Annotated in this window: 23 protein-coding genes; 16 read left to right on the top strand and 7 right to left on the bottom strand. The window is 70.5% G+C overall.

Annotation, left to right across the window (positions count from 1 at the left end; translation table 11 throughout):
- The first annotated feature begins 97 nt into the window (after positions 1-97).
- The 5 genes from ACWD6R_RS00625 (at position 98) to ACWD6R_RS00605 (ending at position 3,116) form a co-directional block, all read left to right on the top strand.
- Complete coding sequence (locus ACWD6R_RS00625) at positions 98-544, top strand: SCO4402 family protein (RefSeq protein WP_451816824.1); 447 nt, start codon at positions 98-100, stop codon at positions 542-544.
- 29 nt (positions 545-573) lie between these two features.
- Complete coding sequence (gene purU, locus ACWD6R_RS00620) at positions 574-1,452, top strand: formyltetrahydrofolate deformylase (RefSeq protein WP_451816669.1); 879 nt, start codon at positions 574-576, stop codon at positions 1,450-1,452.
- Between the two features lie 123 nt (positions 1,453-1,575).
- Positions 1,576-1,833, top strand: a complete 258-nt coding sequence (locus ACWD6R_RS00615) for a hypothetical protein (RefSeq protein ID WP_451816668.1) — start codon at positions 1,576-1,578, stop codon at positions 1,831-1,833.
- 8 nt (positions 1,834-1,841) lie between these two features.
- Entirely contained in the window at positions 1,842-2,210 is a 369-nt protein-coding gene (locus ACWD6R_RS00610; protein ID WP_451816823.1) for a hypothetical protein, read from the top strand.
- Positions 2,211-2,726: 516 nt separating this feature from the next.
- On the top strand, positions 2,727-3,116 hold the full coding sequence (locus ACWD6R_RS00605) for a hypothetical protein (protein WP_451816667.1): 390 nt from the start codon (positions 2,727-2,729) through the stop codon (positions 3,114-3,116).
- Between the two features lie 185 nt (positions 3,117-3,301).
- On the opposite strand, the gene ACWD6R_RS00600 is transcribed toward ACWD6R_RS00605, so the two are convergent.
- Positions 3,302-4,612, bottom strand: a complete 1,311-nt coding sequence (locus ACWD6R_RS00600; protein WP_451816822.1) for a zf-HC2 domain-containing protein — start codon at positions 4,610-4,612, stop codon at positions 3,302-3,304.
- A 20-nt stretch (positions 4,613-4,632) separates the two neighbouring features.
- Complete coding sequence (locus ACWD6R_RS00595) at positions 4,633-5,253, bottom strand: RNA polymerase sigma factor (protein WP_451816666.1); 621 nt, start codon at positions 5,251-5,253, stop codon at positions 4,633-4,635.
- A 284-nt stretch (positions 5,254-5,537) separates the two neighbouring features.
- Here ACWD6R_RS00595 and ACWD6R_RS00590 point away from each other — a divergent pair, with 284 nt between their 5' ends.
- Both ACWD6R_RS00590 and ACWD6R_RS00585 read left to right on the top strand, forming a co-directional pair.
- Positions 5,538-5,912 (top strand): STAS domain-containing protein, encoded by a 375-nt coding sequence (locus tag ACWD6R_RS00590; RefSeq protein WP_451816665.1) that lies wholly within the window; start codon positions 5,538-5,540, stop codon positions 5,910-5,912.
- Positions 5,913-6,005: 93 nt separating this feature from the next.
- Positions 6,006-6,527: an EF-hand domain-containing protein gene (locus ACWD6R_RS00585; RefSeq protein ID WP_451816664.1), complete on the top strand. Its 522-nt coding sequence runs from the start codon at positions 6,006-6,008 to the stop codon at positions 6,525-6,527.
- Positions 6,528-6,579: 52 nt separating this feature from the next.
- On the opposite strand, the gene ACWD6R_RS00580 is transcribed toward ACWD6R_RS00585, so the two are convergent.
- On the bottom strand, positions 6,580-6,783 hold the full coding sequence (locus tag ACWD6R_RS00580) for an HIT family protein (protein WP_451816663.1): 204 nt from the start codon (positions 6,781-6,783) through the stop codon (positions 6,580-6,582).
- A 46-nt stretch (positions 6,784-6,829) separates the two neighbouring features.
- Complete coding sequence (locus ACWD6R_RS00575) at positions 6,830-8,368, bottom strand: class I adenylate-forming enzyme family protein (protein ID WP_451816662.1); 1,539 nt, start codon at positions 8,366-8,368, stop codon at positions 6,830-6,832.
- Positions 8,369-8,524: 156 nt separating this feature from the next.
- Here ACWD6R_RS00575 and ACWD6R_RS00570 point away from each other — a divergent pair, with 156 nt between their 5' ends.
- From ACWD6R_RS00570 to ACWD6R_RS00555, 4 genes are all read left to right on the top strand, one after another.
- Positions 8,525-9,730, top strand: a complete 1,206-nt coding sequence (locus tag ACWD6R_RS00570) for an amidohydrolase family protein (RefSeq protein WP_451816661.1) — start codon at positions 8,525-8,527, stop codon at positions 9,728-9,730.
- Entirely contained in the window at positions 9,730-10,884 is a 1,155-nt protein-coding gene (locus ACWD6R_RS00565) for an acyl-CoA dehydrogenase (protein ID WP_451816660.1), read from the top strand. Before ACWD6R_RS00570 ends, ACWD6R_RS00565 begins: the two co-directional genes overlap by 1 nt.
- A gap of 7 nt (positions 10,885-10,891) precedes the next feature.
- On the top strand, positions 10,892-11,875 hold the full coding sequence (locus ACWD6R_RS00560; protein ID WP_451816659.1) for an acyl-CoA dehydrogenase family protein: 984 nt from the start codon (positions 10,892-10,894) through the stop codon (positions 11,873-11,875).
- A 434-nt stretch (positions 11,876-12,309) separates the two neighbouring features.
- Positions 12,310-12,825, top strand: coding sequence for an ATP-binding protein (locus tag ACWD6R_RS00555; protein WP_451816658.1), 516 nt, complete (start codon positions 12,310-12,312; stop codon positions 12,823-12,825).
- A gap of 165 nt (positions 12,826-12,990) precedes the next feature.
- Here ACWD6R_RS00555 and ACWD6R_RS00550 read toward each other — a convergent pair whose 3' ends face one another.
- Positions 12,991-13,917, bottom strand: a complete 927-nt coding sequence (locus ACWD6R_RS00550; RefSeq protein WP_451816657.1) for a cyclase family protein — start codon at positions 13,915-13,917, stop codon at positions 12,991-12,993.
- A 101-nt stretch (positions 13,918-14,018) separates the two neighbouring features.
- On the opposite strand from ACWD6R_RS00550, the gene ACWD6R_RS00545 reads away from it, so the two are divergent.
- The 3 genes from ACWD6R_RS00545 to ACWD6R_RS00535 all read left to right on the top strand — a co-directional run bounded on the left by ACWD6R_RS00545 (position 14,019) and on the right by ACWD6R_RS00535 (position 17,212).
- A complete protein-coding gene (locus ACWD6R_RS00545) occupies positions 14,019-14,933 on the top strand; it encodes an SDR family oxidoreductase (protein ID WP_451816656.1) in 915 nt (304 codons plus the stop codon).
- A gap of 81 nt (positions 14,934-15,014) precedes the next feature.
- Entirely contained in the window at positions 15,015-16,166 is a 1,152-nt protein-coding gene (locus ACWD6R_RS00540) for an acyl-CoA dehydrogenase family protein (RefSeq protein ID WP_451816655.1), read from the top strand.
- Positions 16,163-17,212: a Zn-dependent alcohol dehydrogenase gene (locus ACWD6R_RS00535; protein WP_451816654.1), complete on the top strand. Its 1,050-nt coding sequence runs from the start codon at positions 16,163-16,165 to the stop codon at positions 17,210-17,212. Before ACWD6R_RS00540 ends, ACWD6R_RS00535 begins: the two co-directional genes overlap by 4 nt.
- 271 nt (positions 17,213-17,483) lie before the next feature.
- Here ACWD6R_RS00535 and ACWD6R_RS00530 read toward each other — a convergent pair whose 3' ends face one another.
- A complete protein-coding gene (locus ACWD6R_RS00530; RefSeq protein WP_451816653.1) occupies positions 17,484-18,473 on the bottom strand; it encodes a GlxA family transcriptional regulator in 990 nt (329 codons plus the stop codon).
- Between the two features lie 133 nt (positions 18,474-18,606).
- On the opposite strand from ACWD6R_RS00530, the gene ACWD6R_RS00525 reads away from it, so the two are divergent.
- Together ACWD6R_RS00525 and ACWD6R_RS00520 are read left to right on the top strand one after the other, a co-directional pair.
- Positions 18,607-19,857 carry an MFS transporter gene (locus ACWD6R_RS00525; protein ID WP_451816652.1) on the top strand — a complete coding sequence of 417 codons (1,251 nt, stop codon included), beginning with the start codon at positions 18,607-18,609 and terminating at the stop codon, positions 19,855-19,857.
- Complete coding sequence (locus tag ACWD6R_RS00520) at positions 19,854-20,225, top strand: ribosomal maturation YjgA family protein (RefSeq protein ID WP_451816651.1); 372 nt, start codon at positions 19,854-19,856, stop codon at positions 20,223-20,225. Before ACWD6R_RS00525 ends, ACWD6R_RS00520 begins: the two co-directional genes overlap by 4 nt.
- Before the next feature lie 19 nt (positions 20,226-20,244).
- On the opposite strand, the gene ACWD6R_RS00515 is transcribed toward ACWD6R_RS00520, so the two are convergent.
- Positions 20,245-20,577 (bottom strand): hypothetical protein, encoded by a 333-nt coding sequence (locus ACWD6R_RS00515; protein ID WP_451816650.1) that lies wholly within the window; start codon positions 20,575-20,577, stop codon positions 20,245-20,247.
- Positions 20,578-20,760: the final 183 nt, after the last annotated feature.

Below are 20,760 nucleotides of genomic sequence, written 5' to 3'. Positions count from 1 at the left end.
AGGGGCCGGTGCGAGCCCGGAAGGAAGGAACGTACGATCGACAACCGTGCAGCAAGGTTCGGAGAACACTTCCCGTCGCGGCCGTCGCTCCTCCACCATGGGCGGCATGCCGCTCAATGATGTTCCTTGGTGGCGCTGGCGCAGCAACGTGCGCTCGGCGCTGCACATGCTCTCCGACCCCGTCTTCCACCACGAGTGCTGGCTGGCCGGCCGGGAGGGGTACGGCGATGTCACCGACGCCGTGTACCGCCTGGTCGAGGACACCTGGCTGGACAACTGGTCCGCCGAGAAATACGTCGGCACGGTCTTCCGCGACTCCGGCGAGGCGACCCTCGTCGACGTCGCCGTGCTGCGGGTGCTGCGCATCATGCACCAGGTCGGCGCCGACGCCCCCGTCTCCGCCTACCTGGAGCACCACGGCTGGCCGGAAGGCGTACGGGCCGCCCGTGAGGCGCACGTGCTCCTCGCCACGAACGACGGCGAGGACCCCGACACCCCGCCGCGCTCCCTGGACGTGCTCCGCATCATGACCAGGACCGCCTGAACCAGGGGACGGTGTGGCACGCTACGGACATGACCGCGCCGCAGCCTGCTGAGACCACCCCCGAGCAGTACGTCCTCACCCTGTCGTGCCCGGACAAACAAGGCATCGTGCACGCCGTGTCGAGTTATCTCTTCATGACCGGCTGCAATATCGAGGACAGCCAGCAGTTCGGTGACCACGACACGGGTCTGTTCTTCATGCGGGTCCACTTCTCGGCGGACGCCCCGGTGACCGTGGAGAAGCTGCGGGCCAGTTTCGCCGCCATCGGGGACTCGTTCCGGATGGACTGGCAGATCCACCGCTCCTCGGACCGGATGCGGGTCGTGCTGATGGTCAGCAAGTTCGGCCACTGCCTCAACGACCTGCTGTTCCGCTCCAGCATCGGCGCGCTGCCGATCGACATCGCGGCCGTCGTCTCCAACCACACGGACTTCGCCGAGCTCGCCGCCTCGTACGACGTGCCCTTCCGGCACATCCCGGTGACCAAGGAGACCAAGGCGGAGGCGGAGGAACAGCTGCTGCAGCTGGTCCGCGAAGAGAACGTCGAGCTGGTCGTCCTCGCCCGCTACATGCAGGTCCTGTCCGACGATCTGTGCAAGCAGCTCAGCGGCCGGATCATCAATATCCACCACTCCTTCCTGCCGAGCTTCAAGGGCGCGAAGCCGTACCACCAGGCGCATGCCCGCGGTGTGAAGCTGATCGGTGCGACGGCGCACTACGTGACTGCCGACCTCGACGAGGGACCGATCATCGAGCAGGAGGTCGAGCGGGTCGGCCACGGCGTCACGCCGGACGAACTGGTCGCGATCGGGCGCGATGTGGAGTGCCAGGCGCTGGCGCGCGCGGTGAAGTGGCACGCGGAGCGACGCATCCTGCTCAACGGGCGCCGCACGGTGATCTTCGCGTAGCGCGAAAGACGCCAGGAGCCACCGTTTATTGGATCGCCACCAACGCGCCCGTCATGCCTCCGACGCACCGCGACGGGTACGTACCCGTACCCGTATCCTCAAGGGATGGGAAGGAGTACGACGATGTCCGATGCCAATGTCCGTATCCCCAAGGAAGCCAAGGACCGACTGGCCGCGATCGCGGCTGCCGAGGGTCTGTCGCTGCGCGCCTATCTGGCTCGCCTGGCCGAGACCATGCTCACCCCGGCCGAGCGCGCCGAACGTGCGGAGAAGGCCCGTGCCGCGCTGAATGAGTGGAACGGCTACGCCCCCTCTCCGGCCGAGCAGGACAACCTGGACAGCGAGCTGGACCGGCGCCTGGCCCAGGTGACTGCCCGGTGAGCGACGCCATGCACATCGTCCTGGACGACACGGCGATGACAGCGGCCGGCCAGGGCAACGTACTCGCCTCACGACTCATCCACCGGGCCCACGCCGAACCGGACTGGTTCCTCTACGCCCCGGCCTGCGCTCTCGTCGAAGCCGACCGCGCACGGCCCGGCACGGCCGAGCATCTGGCCGCTCTGCCGGGCATCACGGTCCTGGACCTGGATCTGGCCGCAGCCCTGGCCCTTGCCCGGCAGGAGACGTGGGCGGCGGCCCACAGTCAGTACGCGGCGCAGCCCACCCCCGACCGCCCCGACGGAGCGGTCATCGCCACCACTGCCCCGAAGCGGTGGGAGGGCGAGCCGGTCCGCGTGCTGGACCTCAACGCCTGAGCAGCGGTCGCCGAGAACCGCCGATCTCGTTCCGACAATTGCCGGACTGCCGAGAATGCCTGGGACGCCGCGCTCCGAAAGCGCGAGAGATTCCCCGCCGCGGTGGTTGAGCTACGTGCGAGTGCCATGTGAACGCCGTCTCCGTCAGGCGATGGCTCGCGCTGCGCTGCTGACGTCCTTGGTGCACTGCCGCGGCACTGAATGCAGCCCCAAGACCGATGACGCTCGGGTCTTCCTCCTTCTTGCCGCCTCCCGAGGTGGAGAGACCCTTGATGGCGGTGTCGAAGTAGGCCTTTGTGACCCATGTATCCTGACTTTTTGTCAGGAGGGTCTTGATTTCAGCTACTTTTTCGTAGATTTCGTCGTTGGTTCGATTACTCACTGTTTCTCCTGCGCTTTTGATAGAAGTGAGGGGGCGACGGTTCGTTTCGGAGGCAGAGTTACTGGTTCCCAGGTCTGTGAACGGCTAGAAGTCCGGATTGCTGGATTCGGGTGGAGCTGGAGAGGTGGGGGATCATGCTTGATGGGCTGCACGGATATGCGATGGATATCCTGGTCTTTGGAATTCCCGTACTGGCCGGGGCGCTTCTATTTATCTGGCGCGATGGGAATCTTCGTCGCAGAGGTGTCGTTATTCGCGCTGCGTGCGTCAATAGGGCCTTTGATGGAAAAGGTCTGGTCACTTTACGCCTGGAGTACGAAGTTGAAGGCCTGCGCTATTACCGCGACAGCATGCCGTATAGATTTCCTCCGGTTGGTGTCGGTCAGCGGTTGGATGTGATCTATGACTCCAAAAATCCCGGCTACTCGGAGGTGGTGGAACAGCGGGGCCGCGGCACAGTGCCCTGGATCGTCGGAGGTATCGCGTTCATATTTCTCCTGCTGGCAGGTATTTCTTACCTCTGACCTCGGGGGGCTAGGTAAAGAAGCGAGTCATTTCGCCATGGCTCGGCAGCCTGGATTCGGCAGGCTCCGTCTCGTTGGCCGGAGCAGGGATCTCCGAAGGTGTGCCGGGACGGGGGACGGGCTCAGGGAAGTCCAGGGGATCGGCGTACCATCCCGACCGGCACGCCCACCACGGCAGCGTCCACCTAGAGCCGGCTGAGCGACGCCGCCGCGAACAGCACGTCGCGGATCGCCTCGCGGTCGCCTTCCTGTCCGGCCGCCGCGTCGACGGGCGACACATGGCCCGCGACCAGCCGGCAGAACTCAGTGCTGTCCAGCGCCACCTGCGCGACCGCGTGGTCGGGCGAGCCGAGCGCGGCCGGGGAGTCCAGGGCGATGTACCAGTTGCCGCCGCCCGAGCCCTCGATCTCCAGATGGAGCGAACGGCCCGGCGAACCGGCCGTCACCAGATGGCGGGCGGGCGCCGCGAGCCCGGCCCGGCGGCGTCCGGCGAGGGCGGCCGGCAGGAGCCGGGCCGCCAGATCGATCATCGGTTGGAGATGGGCGGCGGACGGGGCCTCGTACGGATAGTCCACCGCGTCCGCGATGTCACCGCCGTGCACCCAGCACTCGAAGGCCCGGTCCAGCAGGGCGTCCTGCAGCGGGAGGGCGAAGTCCCCGTACGAGACGGACAGCTCGGCGACCCCGCGGCCGGCGAACGACACCGTACGGATGAGGGCGTGGCTCTGGTCGCGCCAGGGCTCGCGGACGGCCCGGGTGGGCGGTCGTCGGGCCGCCGACCAGTACGTCTCGGTGCGCGGGGTGGGGGAGAGCGGGAGCTCGGAGCCGGCGGCGGTATCGCTCCCGCCGCGTCCGCCGGCGCCGTCGGCGACCGGATCGTCCAGGCCGAGGGCGGTGCTGACCAGCCCGTCGACGGTCATGAGATGGCCGATCACCCCGGCGACCGTCGTCTTGCGGTTGACCTGTCGTTCACCCTCGAACCACCTCAGCCGCACCGGCGCATGCCATTCCGAGCTGCCGATGTCACGGAGGAGCGCATCGAGGCGGGCGGTCTCCGCGTCGTACGGAACGGCCCAGCCCGGTACCGGGATCTTGGCCGGGCGACGGCTCAGACAGCCTTCGAGCACCCGGGAGCGCAGCAGCGGGTCGAGGTCCAGGCTGCGGTCGGTGTGCAGCAGACCGACCGCGTCGCGCAGCCGCAGCGCTTCGTCCGCGCAGGCGGCGCACCCGGTGAGGTGCGCCTCGACCGCCTCGGTCTCCTCGGCGGAACAGGCGGCCAGCGCCCAGGCGCCGAGGAGGGCCTCGAGCACGCGGTGGGGAAGCACCGGGGCGGGCGGTTGCGGTGGCGCCGCCGGGGATTCCGGTTCCGGTTCGGGTGTCGCCGGTTCACGTGTCGTGGGCCCGGGCGCCGTCGGTACGGCGCCGAGGTCGAAGTCGTCCGCCGCCGCCCGCGGTCCCGGTATGCGCCGCGCGCCCCGCACCTCGTCGTCGCGCATGTTCGCGTCGTCGTCGCCGGTCACAGCATCCGTCCGTATCCGGGCGGCGCGGCCCCCTCGAGCGGGCGGGTGCCGGCGGTGGAGAGCAGCTGCAGCCCGAGCCGCAGCCGGCGGCGGGCCTCGTCCGCGGTCACCCCGAGGTCGGCCGCGGTCTGCCGGTAGTCCCTGCGCTGGATGTACGCGAGCTCCAGTGCGGCCCGCAGCGGCGCGGGCATGGAGGCGACGATGTAGTCGGCGCGGGCTGCGGCCGTGGCGCGTTGCACCCGCTCCTCCAGCTCCTGCCGGGCCGCGGTGTCCTCACCCCCGCCGTGTTCGCCGTCCTCGCTGCCGTCCGCGCCCCGCGCGAACGAGGACGGTTCCGCGGCGCGCAGGCGCCGCACGGACTGGCGGTGGGTGAGCCGGGCCACCCAGGACCGCATCGAGCCCTGCTTGGGGTCGTACGCGTCGGGGTTCTCCCACACGTACCCGAAGACCTCGCGGGTCACCAGGTCGGCGGCCGACTCGTCGTCGAGCATCCGGTGGGCCTGGCTGTGGACGAGCGAGGCGAAACGGTCGTAGAGCTCGCCGAGGGCCGCCGCCTCGCCGCGTGCCAGCCGCTGCTGCATCTTGCGGTCCCAGCGGGGCGGTGCGTCTTTCGCCATAGGACCCCCAGCCCTGTCCCCCTCGTCACATCGAATGTAGTCGGCGGCACTCGCCCTGCAGGCGTCTTTGCGGCAAGTACGCCCCTGAGAACGCCCTGGATGGTAGGGAATGCGACATCCCGGGATGTTGGAATCGGACCTGAAGTGATCATTTCTGCCGGAAACCCGTCTGTGTCTACTTCTGTCTGTCGGTCGGTGTTTCATGGGTGTGCGGCGGGGGCAGCCGCGAGGAGGAACAGATACTTCCGGATCGCCGGATTCCCCGGAACGAGAGGCCCAGTCGCGTGACTCTGAAAGTGGCCGAGACCGAGCAGGGCGTATGGACCGTGCTGCACATACGAGGCGAACTGGACCTGCTGACGTCGCCAGCGGTCCGCCAGTCCGTCCATGACGCGGTCGCCGTCGGACGTCACGACGTGGTGCTCGACCTCTCCGAGGTGCTGTTCTGCGATTCGAGCGGCGTCGGCGTGCTGATCGCGGCCCGGCGTCTGATGCGCTCCTGCGGCGGGAGACTGCGGCTGATCCTGCCGGCCCGCGGCGCGGAGGAGGGCTCCCACGTCAACCGGGTGCTCGCCGCCCTCGGCGTGCGCCGTTTGTTCGATGTCTACCCCGACTGGGACGCGGCCGTCGACGACCGAGCCCAGCCGCTTTCGGCCTGAAACCATCCCGCCACACGGTGTTAAGACCAGGTTGTAACACCGGTGGCGCGCGTAAGTGACACGTGATGCCCGCAGGCGTCGTACGCTCCCCGCATGGACAGCGCAGAGTATGAGCGCAAGATCGCCTTCCGCTTCGCCGCCTTCGACCAGGACGGCAACGGATACATCGATCGCGCGGATTTCAACGCCGCCGCGGCCCGTCTGCTCGCCGAATTCGGTACGACGGCCCGCTGCGACAAGGGGCAGGCGCTCTACACCGGGGCCGAGGCGTTCTGGCAGGGCATGGCGGGCATCGCCGATGTCGACGGGGACCAGCGCGTCACCCGTGAGGAGTTCGTGGGCGGGGCCGTGAAACGGCTGCGCGACAACCCCGAGCGCTTCGCGGAGATCGCCCGCCCGTTCCTGCGCGCGGCGATCGCCGTGGCGGACAACGACGACGACGGCGCGGCCTCGGTGCCCGCCGTGGAGCGGGCGATGAAGATCCTGGGCGCGAGCGAGGAGTCGGCAGGACTGGCCGCACGGAGCCTGGACACGGACCACGACGGCAAGATCGCCGAGGACGAGGCGGTTGCCGCGTTCGCCGTCTATTTCACGGTGATCGAGCCGGACGCGTAACGGCCTGACCAGGCCGGGTGCGGCCCCCTCGCCGAGACCGCACCCGGCCCCCTCACAGGTCCGCGACCGCCTCGGCGAGGCGGCCGATGGGATCACCGTCGACACGTTGCCCGGACCGCCCGGCGGGCCAGGTCGAGAACCCGTCGCCGGGCCGGCGGGGCACGACGTGGACGTGCAGATGGGGGACGGACTGCTGCGAGCCCGGCCCGCTCGCGCTCAGGATGTTCACGCCCCCGGCGCCGAGCGCCGGCCGCATCACCTCGCCCGGCCGGCGGTGAGCGACGGAGGCGACCCGTTTTCCGTCAGGAGAACTGCTCCCGCAGCCTGTACTTGAGCACCTTCCGCAGCGTCTCGTTGCGCGGCAGCGCGTCCACCACCTCCAGCTGCTCCGGCAGCTTGTGCACCGCGAGCCCCTCCGTGCGCAGATACCCGGCCAGCTCCGCCAGCGTCAGCGCCCCCGCCCCGGCCGGCTGCTCGACGACCGCGCAGACGCGTTCCCCGCGCTCCTCGTCCGGCAGTCCGATCACGGCCGCGTCGGCGACCCCGGGGTGGCGGTGGAGCAGGTCCTCGATCTCCTTGGCGGAGATGTTCTCGCCCTTGCGGATGATGATGTCCTTGAGCCGCCCGGTGAGGACCAGATGGCCGCTCTCCAGGAGATGGCCGACATCGCCGGTGACGAGGAAGCCGTCCGCGTCGAAGGCGTCCCGGGCCGCGTTCAGATAGCCCTGGCAGACGGCTTCCCCGCGGAGCCGTACCTCGCCGTCCGTCCCGTACGGCAGCGGCTTGCCGTCCTCGTCGGTGATCCGTATCTCCATGCCCTCGGGCGGCCGCCCCTCCGTCTCGGCGAGGTGTTCCACCGTGTCGTCGGGGGCGCCCATCGTGATCATGGGAACCTCGGTCATGCCGTAGCCGTGGGTGAGCTGGATGCCCATCTCCCGTACGACCGCGTGGTAGATCTCCGGCGGTTTCGGCGCCCCGCCGCCCGCCAGCAGCCGCAGCGTGGGGACCACCTTGCGCGTGGGGTCCTTGCGCTGTTCGGTCAGGAACATGGAGTAGAACGCGGTCGAGCCGCCCGCGACCGTCACCCCGTGGCGCCGGTAGCCGTCCAGCGCCCCGTCCATCGCGAAGTGCTCGAACAGGACCGCGGGGAATCCGTACAGCAGCAGCATCACGGTGTAGTCGGGCCCGGCGATATGGGCGAACGGGAACGCCATCGAGCCGATGTCGTCGGCCGACAGATGCAGTGCGTGGGCCAGGCACGAGCCGCCCGCGATCAGGCTGCGGTCGGTGTGCAGGACGCCCTTCGGGTCGGAGGTGGTCCCCGACGTCCAGTAGATCCAGCGCACTGCCGTGCCGTCCGTGGGAGGGGGCGGGAGCACGGCGGGGTCGCCGTCCGGCAGCTCCTCGTACGCCTCGAGGACCTGCGGCGGTTGCTCGAGGTCCGCGGCGATCCGGTGCGCCATCGCGGTGTGGTCGAAGCCGCGCCAGGTGCCGGGCACGGCGAAGAAGGCGGCCTTCGACTCGCGCAGCGCGAACCCCACCTCGCGGTCCCGGTAGAACGGGATGACGGGCGACTGTACGGCCCCGAGCCGGGTGAGGGCGAAGGAGAGCAGCGCCGTCTCCAGGCGGGTCGGCAGCTGCCAGGCGACGACGCTGCCGGGGCGCACCCCCAGCCCGTGCAGGCCGGCCGCGACCCGCTCGCAGCGGTCGCGCAGCTCGCCGAAGGTGAGGGTGCGGTCGTCCTGGATGAGGACGGGGCGGTCCGGGGTCAGCGCGGCGCGGCGCTCGATGAGTTCCCAGAAGGTGGCCGATGCGCCCAGGGCGTGTGCGGTCTCGTTCACTGCGTTCCCCGCTCCCTCGTAGCTGACGGGTAGTCAGATGATGCGGAGAGCGTAGAGCGCTGCGCCTTGTCGGTCCAGGGGTGCGGGGCTAGCCTGGGAGCCGAACCAAATCTGACGGGGCATCAGATACATGCCTTGTGTGCCGAAGGGGACACCATGACGGAACTGCCTCGGATCGTCAGCGTCGACGACCATGTGATCGAGCCGCCGCACCTCTTCTCGACCTGGCTGCCCGCCAAGTACCGCGACCGCGGCCCGCAGCCGCTCACCGCCGGGATCGGCGAGCTGGCGTACACGGGTGGCAAGTACGTCATCACCATGGATCCGGACGGGCCGCCGACCGACTGGTGGATCTACGAGGACCTGAAGTTCCCGTACAAGCGGAACATCGCCGCCGTCGGCTTCGACCGCGACGACATGACGCTGGAGGGCATCACCCGGGCCGAGATGCGGCGCGGCTGCTGGGACCCCGTCGAACGCCTCAAGGACATGGATCTCAACCATGTCGAGGCGTCGCTCTGTTTCCCCACCTTCCCGCGCTTCTGCGGCCAGACCTTCGCCGAGGCCGAGGACAAGGAGGTCGCGCTCGCCTGTGTGCGCGCCTACAACGACTGGATGGTGGAGGAGTGGTGCGGCGACAGCGGCGGCCGGCTGATCCCGCTCTGCATCATCCCGCTCTGGGACATCGGCCTGGCGGTCGCCGAGATCAGGCGGAACGCCGCCCGCGGGGTGCGGGCCGTGACGTTCTCCGAGATCCCCACCCATCTCGGCCTGCCGTCGATCCACACCGGCTACTGGGATCCGTTCTTCGCCGTCTGCCAGGAGACCGGCACGGTCGTCAACATGCACATCGGGTCCAGCTCGCAGATGCCGGCCGCCTCGCCGGACGCCCCGCCCGCCGTCCAGGCCTCGCTCTCCTTCAACAACGCGATGGCCTCGATGATGGACTTCCTGTTCAGCGGAGTGCTGGTGAAGTTCCCGCAGCTGAAGCTGGCGTACAGCGAGGGCCAGATGGGCTGGATCCCGTACGCCCTGGAGCGCGCCGACGACGTGTGGGAGGAGCACCGGGCCTGGGGCGGGGTGCGCGATCTGATCCCGGAGCCGCCGTCGACGTACTACTACCGGCAGATGTTCTGCTGCTTCTTCCGCGACAAGCACGGGGTCGCGTCGCTCGACGTGGTCGGGCGGGACAACGCCACCTTCGAGACCGACTATCCGCACGTCGACTCGACCTTCCCGCACACGAAGGAGGTCGCGCTCGACCACGTCAGGGGACTGGACGACGAGACCGTCTACAAACTGATGCGCGGAAACGCGATCAGGATGCTGGACCTGGATCTCGACCGGGACCGGGGCCGGTAGTGGATCTCGCGGACACGGACGAGGAGCAGGAGTTCCGGGCGCGGCTGCGGGAGTGGCTCGCCGCGGTGCTGCCCGGGCTGCCGGCGAAGCCCGGCCCCGACGACTGGCCGGGCCGGCGGGCCTGCGACACCACCTGGCAGCGCCTGCTGTACGACGCCGGGTACGCGGGGCTGCACTGGCCCGTCGACGCGGGCGGGCGGGGCGCCACCCCCACCCAGCACCTGATCTTCCTGGAGGAGACGGAGCGGGCCGGGGCGCCGTATGTCGGCGCGAACTTCGTCGGGCTGCTGCACGCGGGTCCCACGATCGCGGCCGAGGGCACGGCCGGGCAGCGAGCCCGCTGGCTGCCGCCGGTGCTGCGCGGCGACGAGATCTGGTGCCAGGGGTTCAGCGAGCCGGAGGCGGGCTCCGACCTGGCCTCGCTGCGGACCCGGGCGGTCCGGGACGGCGACCACTACGTCGTCACCGGCCAGAAGATCTGGACCTCGCACGCGGAGGTCGCCGACTGGTGCGAGCTGCTCGTGCGGACGGATCCGGCCGCGCCGAAGCACCGCGGGATCAGCTGGCTCGCGATGCGGATGGACGCCCCCGGCGTCACCGTCCGCCCGCTGCGCACACTCGCCGGATCCACCGAGTTCGCCGAGATGTTCCTCGACGAGGTGCGGGTGCCGGTCTCCCACCGGGTCGGCGCCGAGAACGACGGCTGGCGGGTCACCATGGTCACCCTCTCCTTCGAACGCGGTACGGCGTTCGTCGGCGAGGTCGTCGCCTGCCGCCGCACCCTGAACGCCCTGGCCGCCGAGGCGCGGCGCAGCGGCCGCTGGGACGACCCGCTGCTGCGCAGGACGCTCGGCAGACTGAACGCCGAATTCCGGGCGCTGTGGCGGCTCACCCAGTGGAACGTCGGCGAGGCCCAGCGCAGCGGCGGCGTCCCCGGCACCGGCGGCTCGGTCTTCAAGCTGCGCTACTCGCAGGCCCGCCAGGAGCTGTACGAAGCGGCCGCGGAGGTGCTCGGCGCCGACGGGGCCGATCTGGACCGGGAATGGGTCCTGGACCGGCTGACCTCGCTCTCGTACACGATCGCCGCGGGCACCTCGCAGATCCAGCGGAACATCGTCGCCGAGCGGATCCTCGGCCTGCCGAAGGGACGCTGAGCGGACCGTGGACTTCCAGCTTTCGGACGACCAGCGGGCCCTGCGGGCAGGGATACGGGAGCTGCTCGCCGGCCGCTTCGGCAGGGACCGGATGCGGGCCGCGCTCGACGCGGGCGTGGCCGTCGACCGGGGGGTGTGGGGGGAGCTGGGCGCGGCCGGGTTCTTCGCGCTGCGGCTGCCCGAGGCGGACGGCGGCGTGGGGCTCGGGCTGCCCGAGTCCGTGCTCCTGTTCGAGGAGGCGGGGCGGGTGCTGCTGCCCGGACCGCTGGCGGCCACGCATCTCGCCGCGGGCGCGGTGGGGGCGGTGAAGGGGGCGGCGGACGGCGGGGCGGTGGTCGCGGTGCTGGACGAGGGGCGGCCGGTGGCCCATCTGGAAGCGGCGGATGCGCTGATTGCCCTGGTGGGAGGGGCGGCGCGGGTCCTGGAGGGGGACGCGTTGCGGGAGCTCGTACGGACGGCGCGTCCCGTACGGTCACTCGACCCGCTCACGCCCCTGCACCGTGTGACGGCGGGCGTCGAGGACGGGGCCGCGCTGCCCGGTGCGACGCCGCTCCGGCTCGAAGGCGCCCTGCTGGCCGCTGCCGAGCAGCTCGGCAGCGCCGCCCGGACCACTGAGATGGCCGTCCAACACGCCCGTGAGCGCGAGCAGTTCGGATCGCCGATCGGCGCCTTCCAGGCGGTCAAGCACCTGTGTGCCCAGATGCTGGTGCGCGCCGAGGTGGCCCGTACGGTGGTGTACGCGGCAGCGGTGACCGCGGACCCGGCCGAGATCGCGGGCGCCAAGCTGCTCGCCGACGAGGCGGCCGTCCGCAACGCACGGGACTGCCTCCAGGTGCACGGCGGCATGGGCTTCACCTGGGAGGCGGACATTCATCTGCATCTCAAGCGGGCGTGGCTGCGGGCCGGGCAGTGGCTGACGGCGGCAGAGGCCGAGGAGGCCCTGGCGGCAGATCTGTGCCGAGTGCACGCATGTGACGGGGGAGACCCCTGAGGTTCACGCTGCGGAGTTACCCAGTGCAGTCGGCAAGCGCCGATACCGGCTTGTGTCCTTTGCGTGATTCGTCACGGGCCGCAGTTGCCCTCTGCTCGGGTACGCTCCGTTGGATGCGAGTGGTTCTGGAACCGGGCGATCCGGGTGTTGCCCGTGCGGCGACTCCGGTCCGGACGAGGTGCCCTGCTCGCGTTCCACGCAGAAGCGCCGGGCCTGCCCGGGGAGCGTTCCCCACGGCTTCGGTGCGCTGCTGTTCGACTCCCCGCGACGTGCGTCGCACAGTATGCACCACGCGTACTCCTTCGCGCTGGAATATGCCCGAAGCGCTTGTTGCGGTGACTGTACGTCAACCATGCTGTCTCGTAAGGGAATCACGTTCCGTGACCCTGAGGAGGCGCGAGGCGATGTGTCCGCCGGTTCGGATGGTGTGAGCGGTGCAGGTGCTTCAGGTTCAGCTGGAGGTCGGTCCGGATCCCGCGGAGGTCGGGCGGGCCCGTAGATGGGCGCGGTCGAGACTGGTCTGCTCCGGGATAAGAGACGACGAGCCACTGGCCGAGACGCTCATCCTGCTGATCTCGGAGCTGGTCACCAACGCGGTCGTCCACACCGGCTGTCCGGCCGTGCTGCGCATGCTGTTCGGCGCGACGGGAGCGGCCGGGACGGCCGGGACCGTACGGGTCGAGGTGGCCGACACCAGCTGCCGCCCGCCGCAGCAGCGGCACGCGGAGGGCGAGGACACCGGCGGCCGCGGCCTGGAGCTGGTCGACGGCCTCGCCGACCGCTGGGGCTGGCAGCCGGAGGGCGCCGGAAAGCGGATCTGGTGCGAGGTGGACCGGGGCGCGCCGGTGGTGCAGATGCGGACGGGTGCGCACGGTCCGGGCGTGCCGGGCATCGGCGCCCAGAGCGCGGGCCCGTACGAACCGTCGCGCGCCGTCACACATCGCGCATAAGACCGGCCGGCAATTGGGGGCGGCGTCACGGGGCCGGGGCACGCACCTCGCTGCGTTGTCGTCAATCACCATGGCTCAATCCTCCGCCTTGCGATGCACGCACCCCCCCATTGCCGGTCGGTCCAAGAAGCCGGAATGTGCTGGAACGTTCCTGGCCGTGGCCGGTCAGAGAAGGGCGACCGGGGCGACCGGCGTGCCGGTGGCGCCGACGAACGGTTCCGGCATCGCGGAGAGCAGGAAGCCGTAGCGCTTCTCCTCCGCACAGGCTGTGGACAGCGTCTCCAGGTTCCAGTTCTGGCCCTGCAGCATGCCCATCTCGACCAGGTCGAGCGCGTGCACGCCCAGCCACAGGTCCTCGATCTCCGCGGGGAAGATCTCGAAGGTCAGCGTGTCATTGGCGACCGCGGCGACATCGCGGGCACGGAACCACTCGGGCGTCCGGATCGACAGGCCGGGTGACGGATAGGCGTACGCCTGCTTGTCGCCGGCCAGATACACCTGGACCTGCCCGGTGCGTACGAGCACGATGTCCCCGGCCCGGACCCGGATCCCGGCGAACTCCTCCGCCGCGTCGAGGTCTTCCGGGGTGACGGCGTGGTCGCCTGGCAGCCGGTCGACACCGTGGGCGCGTGCCACGTCCAGCAGGACGCCGCGCGAGACGAGGTGCGGGGGCTTGTCGATCCCGCTGAACTCGGCGCCGCCGTGCGCGGTGACAGTGGTGGCGGGACGGCCGTTGTAGATCTTCCCCGAGTGCGAGGCGTGCGTGAGCGCATCCCAGTGGGTGGCCGCCTGCAGGCCGAGCGTCACGACGTCGTCGCTGGTCGCGACCGTACCCGGGCCGAAGAGCTCCTGGTTGATCTGGACCATGGCGTGCAGTGGGTTGACCCGCCCCGGAATCAGTCCGCTCTGCACACCGTCCTGCTGGAGCGGGAGCGCGAGAGGGATCCGCTGCCCCGTGCGGACGGTGGCCGCCGCGTCCCGCACCACCGCGTCGGTGATCAGGTTGAGCGTCCCGATCTCGTCGTCCGCGCCCCAGCGCCCCCAGTTGTTCACGTGCTTGGCGATCTCGTGGAACTCGGCGGGCAGGGACATGAGGGCCTCCTCGAATCGGTGGGTCACCGGGTCTTGTGCTGACGGAGCCGACTGCCCATAAAATCTAACGGTCCGTCAGAAACCGCGGGAAGGGGCCGGGCATGGGGAACTTCTTGGCAGGCAAGGTGGTGGCCGTGACCGGTGCCGGCCGTGGCATCGGACGGGCCGTCGCGATCGCCGCGGCGGCGGAGGGGGCCAGGGTCGTCGTCAACGACTACGGCGTCTCCGTCGAGGGCGGAGAGCCGACCAGTGCGATAGCCGAGTCCGTCGTCGAGGAGATCGAGGCGGCGGGCGGCGAGGCGGTCGCGGTCGCCGACGACATCTCCACGATGGAGGGGGGCCGGCGCATCGTGGACACGGCGCTGGCGCAGTTCGGGCGGATCGACGGGGTCGTGTGCGTGGCCGGGATCCTCCGCGAACGGATGCTGTTCAACATGTCCGAGGAGGAGTGGGACCCGGTTGTCGCCACCCACCTCAAGGGCACCTTCACCGTCTTCCGCGCGGCCTCGGCGGTGATGCGGAAGCAGGAGGGGGGCGGCACGCTGATCGGCTTCACCAGCGGCAACCACCAGGGCAGCGTCGCCCAGGCGAACTACAGCGCCGCGAAGGGCGGCATCATCTCGCTGGTCCGCAGCGCAGCGCTCGGCCTGCACAAGTACGGCGTCACGGCGAACGCGGTCGCCCCGGTGGCCCGGACCCGGATGTCCGCGAACGTCCCGATGGAGCTGAAGGAGATCGGCGAGCCGGAGGACGTTGCCGCACTCGTCGTCTACCTGCTCAGCGAGCGGGCCCGCGAGGAGAAGATCACCGGCCAGGTGTACACGATCGCGGGCCCCAAGATCGCTGTCTGGGCCCAGCCGAGGGAGCTGCGGGCGGGGTACGCGGAGGGGGCGTGGACCCCGGAGAGAATCGCCGACTTCCTGCCGGGGACGGTGGGGGTGGACCCGATGCCGATGCTGGCGCAGCTGGAGGAGATGGCGGCCGCGGCGGCGGCGAAGGCGAGGCCCAACGCGTGACCTCCCACCGGGGCTCCGCCCCGGACCCCGCTCCTCAATCGCCGGAGCGACTGGATTTCCGCCCGACCCCGAGGAGTGGACGTGGACTTCGCGTTCGAGGCAACGGACGACGCCTTCCGCCAGGATGTCCGGGCCTGGCTGCAGGCGCACCTCACACAGCCCTGCGCCGCCGAGGGCGGCCGCGCGTGGGAGCGCGAGCTGGGCCGCGGCGGCTGGATCGGCCTCGGCTGGGACAGCGGGGCAGCCGGCTACGGAAACCGGCACGCCACCCTCACCGAGCAGGTTGTCTGGGCAGAGGAGTACGCCCGCGTCAACGCTCCCGCCCGCGTCGGCCACATCGGCGAGAACCTCCTCGCCCCCACCCTCCTCGCGTACGGCACCGACGCGCAGCAGCAGCGTTTCCTCCCCGCCATCGCCCGCGGCGAAGAGCTCTGGTGCCAGGGCTACAGCGAACCCGGCGCCGGCTCCGACCTCGCCGGCATACGCACCACCGCCGAACCCGACGGCACCGGCCGCCGCACCGTCACCGGCCAGAAGATCTGGACCTCGCTCGCACGGGACGCCGACTGGTGCTTCGTCCTCGCCCGCACCACCCCCGGCTCACAGCGCCACCACGGACTTTCGTTCCTGCTCGTGCCGATGGACCAGCCGGGCCGTATCGAGGTGCGGCCGATCCGCCAGATGTCCGGGACGAGCGAGTTCAACGAGGTTTTCTTCGACGGCGCGCTCGCCGAGGAGCTCGTCGGCGGCGAGGGCAACGGCTGGACCGTCGCCATGGGCCTCCTCGCCCTGGAGCGCGGTGTCTCCACCCTCGTCCAGCAGATCGGCTTCGCCGCCGAACTGGACCGCGTGATCCGCACCGCCGTCGACAGCGGCGCGGTCACCGACCCCGTACTGCGCGAGCGGCTCGTGCGTCAGTGGGCGGAGCTGAAGACCATGCGCTGGAACGCCCTGCGCACCCTGGGCAATTCGCGCGACGCGGGCGCCCCCAGCGTCGCCAAGCTGCTCTGGGGCGGCTGGCACCGACGTCTCGGCGAACTTGCCGTGGAGATCAGGGGCGCCGCCGGAGCCGTGGGTCCGGACGACTGGTCGCCCACCACCCCGTACGAACTCGACGAAGCGCAGCGCCTGTTCCTGTTCACCCGGTCCGACACCATCTACGGCGGCTCGGACGAGATCCAGCGGAACATCATCGCCGAGCGGGTGCTCGGCCTACCGAGGGAGCCGAGATGAGAGGCGTCGTCTTCGACGGCAAGCAGACCGAGGTCGTCGACGACCTGGAGATACGCGACCCGGGCCCGGGCGAGGTGCTGGTCGCGGTGGCCGCCGCGGGCCTGTGCCACAGCGATCTGTCGGTCGTCGACGGAACCATCCCGTTCCCGCTGCCGGTGGTCCTCGGGCATGAGGGCGCGGGCGTGGTGGAGGCGGTCGGCGCGGGCGTCGTCCATGTCGTGCCCGGCGACCACGTCGCACTCTCCACCCTGGCCTGCTGTGGCGCGTGCGCCCAGTGCGACCGGGGCCGGCCGACGATGTGCCGCAAGGCGATCGGGATGCCGGGGCAGCCGTTCTCCCGGGGCGGCACACCGCTGTACCAGTTCGCGTCCAGCTCCGCGTTCGCCGAACGGACCCTGGTCAAGGCCGTGCAGGCGGTGAAGATCCCGGCGGACATCCCGCCGGCCTCCGCAGCCCTGATGGGCTGCGGCGTGGTGACGGGCGTCGGAGCCGTACTCAACCGGGCGAAGGTCGACCGCGGCGACACGGTCGTCGTGATCGGTACCGGTGGCATCGGGCTCAATGTGATCCAGGGCGCCCGGATCGCGGGCGCGCTGACGATCGTCGCGGTGGACACCAACCCGGCGAAGGAGGCGGTGGCGCGGCAGTTCGGCGCGACGCACTTCCTGACGTCGACGGATGGCGTACGCGAGATCCTGCCCACCGGCGCCGACCACGCCTTCGAGTGCGTGGGCCGTACGGAACTGATCCGGCAGGCGATCGACCTGCTGGACCGGCACGGCCAGGCGATCCTGCTGGGCGTCCCGGCGGCGACGGCGGAGGCGTCGTTCCTGGTCTCGTCGATGTACCTGGACAAGTCGATCCTCGGCTGCCGGTACGGCTCCTCGCGCCCGCAGCGCGACATCGCGCTCTACGCGGAGCTGTACCGGTCCGGCCGCCTCATGCTCGACGAACTGGTCACGGAGACGTACCCGGTGGAGGACTTCGCGAAGGCGGCGGACGACGCGCACCACGGAAGGGTGGCGCGCGGGGTGCTGGTCTTCTAGTGCCCCTCCCGGCAAGCTTTGCCCCGTCGCGCCGCCCGGCACGCCCGCTCGCCGCGTTGGCCACAAGCCCTGGTAGCTCCTTCCCCAAGCTCTCAACTTCGTTCGAGCAGGGGAGACCCCATCCAAGGACTTCCGGCCGCCTTGCGATCGCACGCACTGGACGACGCTCCTCATGGGGCAGACATTGCCGGTCACGGCACTAGTGCCGGGAGGGGCACTGGGGGCCCGTCCTTCGGATCCGAAAGGCGCTGGGGCTGGCGCTTCCCCGCCCTCACCGGCCCCCGGCCGTCGCCCGGAACGTCCGCCGGTACACCGTCGGCGACACTCCCAGCGCCGCCTGGATGTGCTGCCGCAGTGACGTCGCCGTGCCGAACCCCGCCTCGCGCGCCACCTGGTCGATCGACAGGTCCGTGGACTCCAGCAGCCCCCGCGCCCGCTCCACCCGCTGCTGGGTCAGCCACTGCCCGGGGCTGATCCCGACCTCCTCACGGAACCGGCGCGTGAACGTCCGTACGCTCATCGACTCCTGCTGCGCCATGTCGCGCAGCAGGATCGGCCGGTCAAGCCGCCCGAGCGCCCAGGCCCGCGCACCGGTCGTGGTCGCGAACTGTGCCTCGGGTACGGGGCGCTGGATGTACTGCGCCTGCCCGCCGTCGCGGTGCGGTGGCACTACCGTGCGGCGGGCGACGTCGTTGGCGACGGCCGTGCCGTGGTCGCGGCGCACGATGTGCAGACACAGGTCGATGCCGGCGGCGACCCCGGCGGATGTGAGGACGTCCCCGTCGTCGATGAACAGGACGTCCGGGTCGACCTGGACCTGCGGGAACAGCCGCTGGAAGTGGTCGGCGGAGGACCAGTGCGTGGTGGCGGGGCGCCCGTCGAGGAACCCGGCGGCGGCGAGGACGTAACTGCCGGTGCAGATCGAGACGAGCCGGGTGCCCGGCCTGATGTACGCGAACGCCGCGGCGAGCTCGTCCGTCAGCCTGCCCTCTTCGTGGACGGGGCCGAGTTCGTACGAGGCGGGGATGACGACCGTGTCGGCGGTGGCCAGTGCTTCGGGGCCGCGCTCGACCGTGATCGTGAAGTCCGCGTCGGTGGAGACCGGTCCCGGTGGGCGGACGGAACAGGTAACGACTTCGTACAGTTTCCGGCCCTTGTCATGCGGCTCTGAACTGAGCGCCAGGCCGAAGATCCTTTGAGGGATGCCCAGTTCGAACGGGAGCAGCCCGTCGAGGGCGAGGACGACGACTCTGTGCTTCACGGCAAGGCTCCCTTCAACCCCTAGTGGTATAGACCATAAACTGATACATGTCACCGACGTGAAGGAAAAGTCAGCAGAGCACGAGTGCATTCCCGGCACGGCCCGCGCGAACGCACCCTCGCAGTCGTCCCCCTTGGATTCATCGGCCGCCCTGCCGCCCCTGGACGCGAGCCGGGACGGCGAACGACCGGGAAGTGAGCTCTGGAACCGTAACTTCCGGCTCTTCTTCATCGCCCGGACCGCCGCACTCTTCGGTGACGGCATGATCCCGGTGGCGCTCACCGCGGGTCTGCTGGGAGCGGGTCGCCCGCACGCGTCCGTCGGCTTCGCGCTGGCCGCATGGATGGGCCCGCTGGCGCTCTTCGTGCTCTTCGGCGGCGTGTTGGCGGATCGTTTCACCCCGCGCCGAATGATGATCATCGCCGATGCGCTGCGGCTGGTCGGGGCGTCGGCGCTCGCCGTCTCCTTCGCTACCGGCAATCCGCCGCTGTGGGCGGTGTACGCACTGAGCGCGGTGGCCGGCGTCGGTGCCGCGCTCTTCCAGCCGGGCGTCGCATCGACCGTGCCCCGGGTGTCGCTGGACGTGCAGCGCGGCAACGCGGTGCTCCGGGTCTCCGAGGCGCTGATGACGATGGCGGGCCCGGCCTTCGCAGGACTTCTGGTCGGACTCGCGAGCGCCGGAGCGGTGTACGCGGCGAACGCGGCGACGTTCGCGGTCTCCGGCGTCTGCCTCTTCCTGCTGCGGCTCGCCCCGATGCCGTCCGACGCGACGCAGCGTGGCACGTTCGTCGCCGAACTGGTCGACGGATGGCGGGAGTTCAAGGCACGCAGCTGGCTGTGGGGGGTGATCGCGATCTGGACGGTGTACGGATTCACCGTGATCGGCCCGATGCTCCCGCTGACCGCGGTCGAGGTCACCGAGGCGCACGGCTCGGGGACGTACGGCGTGATGATGGCGGTGAACGGCGCGGGCAGCGTGGTCGGCGGACTGCTGGCCCTGCGGCTGAGACCGCGCCGCCCGCTCGCGGCGGGCGCGATCGCGTTGACGGGGGTGTGCGTGAACCTGGTGGTGCTGGGGCTCGGGCTGCCGGTGTCCGCGCTGGGGGTCGGGCAGTTCGTGGCGGGCGGGGTGTTCGCGTTCTGGCTGGTGATGTGGTCGACGACGGTCCAGACACACGTCCCGCCGGAAGCCCTGAACCGGCTGCACGCGTACGACGTGGCGGGCTCCCTGCTGATGCTGGCCGCGGGCCGGGCACTGGCGGGACCGGTCGCGGACGCGGTGGGCGCCCCCGAGGTGCTGCTGGCCGGAGCGGTGATCAACGCACTGGTGGTGGGCGTGCTGCTGGTGGCCCGCCCGATCCGCCGCCTGGAGCGGATCGGGTGAGCCGGGCAACCGCGGCGGGGGCCGTGGCGCTGACGGTCGCGGCCGGGCTCGGAATCCGGGCGGTGGCGTCCGGCGGCCTCGCCAAGTACGCCGGGGACGCGCTCTACACCGTGCTGATCTATGCCCTGGTGGTGCTGATCGCACCCCGCGCGAGGCCGACGGTGGTGGCCGGGGCGGCGCTGGCGTTCAGCTGGGCGGTGGAACTGCTGCAGCTGACGGGGGTGCCCGGGGAACTGTCCCGGCACAGCACCGTGGCTCGTCTGGTGCTGGGCTCGACGTTCAACGCACCGGATCTGTTCTGGTACGCGGTGGGGGCGGGGGCGGCCTGGGCCGTGCACCGCGGGACGGCTGCCCGGGCGGCTCCTTGACCGGCCGCGCCCGTGGCCGTCAGCGCTTCTGCCGGTCCCGCTCCTCGGACTTCTGCTTCTCGATGACCTGGAAGACATGCGCACTGGTCTGCCTGCGCACACTGCCACCGACGAGCAGTGCGGAACCGAGGACGGACAGCGGCCCGGAGACCGCCAGGACGGTGAGCTGCTTCGGCCACTCCGAGACGACCTCGCACCGCGCAGACGCCCGGTAGCAGTACGCATCCGCCTGATCCACCAGCAGGAACCCCAGCCAGATCCACAGTCCGGCGGCGATCAGGAGCAGCCCGGCGCCCCACGCCTGCATCAGCGCGGAGCGGTGATGGAACTGCTGACGCGCGACCCATTGCATGAATTCCCCCGGTTCGTCCGCATCGTTCGTCCGCGTCGTTTCGTCTGGCGGGGCGGCCGACAGGTACGCCCCTGACCGACAGGTGATCGTACGGCCCCGGGGAACAATGGAACAGCGGTTGGCGCTAAGGGCTGATCTTGCCGTCTAGCACAGCGATCTACGGCGCTGCTGAGGTTCGGCAAA

It is taken from the genome of Streptomyces sp. NPDC005151 (genome assembly GCF_053599875.1).
This window is presented reverse-complemented; position numbering and strand designations above follow the sequence as displayed.

Bases quoted from the DNA above. Each gene is read 5' to 3' on its own strand.
- ACWD6R_RS00625 (WP_451816824.1), top strand. From the start codon at position 98: ATGGGCGGCATGCCGCTCAATGATGTTCCTTGGTGGCGCTGGCGCAGC.
- purU (WP_451816669.1), top strand. From the start codon at position 574: ATGACCGCGCCGCAGCCTGCTGAGACCACCCCCGAGCAGTACGTCCTC.
- ACWD6R_RS00615 (WP_451816668.1), top strand. From the start codon at position 1,576: ATGTCCGATGCCAATGTCCGTATCCCCAAGGAAGCCAAGGACCGACTG.
- ACWD6R_RS00610 (WP_451816823.1), top strand. From the start codon at position 1,842: ATGCACATCGTCCTGGACGACACGGCGATGACAGCGGCCGGCCAGGGC.
- ACWD6R_RS00605 (WP_451816667.1), top strand. From the start codon at position 2,727: ATGCTTGATGGGCTGCACGGATATGCGATGGATATCCTGGTCTTTGGA.
- ACWD6R_RS00600 (WP_451816822.1), bottom strand. From the start codon at position 4,612: ATGCGCGACGACGAGGTGCGGGGCGCGCGGCGCATACCGGGACCGCGG.
- ACWD6R_RS00595 (WP_451816666.1), bottom strand. From the start codon at position 5,253: ATGGCGAAAGACGCACCGCCCCGCTGGGACCGCAAGATGCAGCAGCGG.
- ACWD6R_RS00585 (WP_451816664.1), top strand. From the start codon at position 6,006: ATGGACAGCGCAGAGTATGAGCGCAAGATCGCCTTCCGCTTCGCCGCC.
- ACWD6R_RS00580 (WP_451816663.1), bottom strand. From the start codon at position 6,783: ATGCGGCCGGCGCTCGGCGCCGGGGGCGTGAACATCCTGAGCGCGAGC.
- ACWD6R_RS00570 (WP_451816661.1), top strand. From the start codon at position 8,525: ATGACGGAACTGCCTCGGATCGTCAGCGTCGACGACCATGTGATCGAG.
- ACWD6R_RS00550 (WP_451816657.1), bottom strand. From the start codon at position 13,917: ATGTCCCTGCCCGCCGAGTTCCACGAGATCGCCAAGCACGTGAACAAC.
- ACWD6R_RS00545 (WP_451816656.1), top strand. From the start codon at position 14,019: ATGGGGAACTTCTTGGCAGGCAAGGTGGTGGCCGTGACCGGTGCCGGC.
- ACWD6R_RS00535 (WP_451816654.1), top strand. From the start codon at position 16,163: ATGAGAGGCGTCGTCTTCGACGGCAAGCAGACCGAGGTCGTCGACGAC.
- ACWD6R_RS00515 (WP_451816650.1), bottom strand. From the start codon at position 20,577: ATGCAATGGGTCGCGCGTCAGCAGTTCCATCACCGCTCCGCGCTGATG.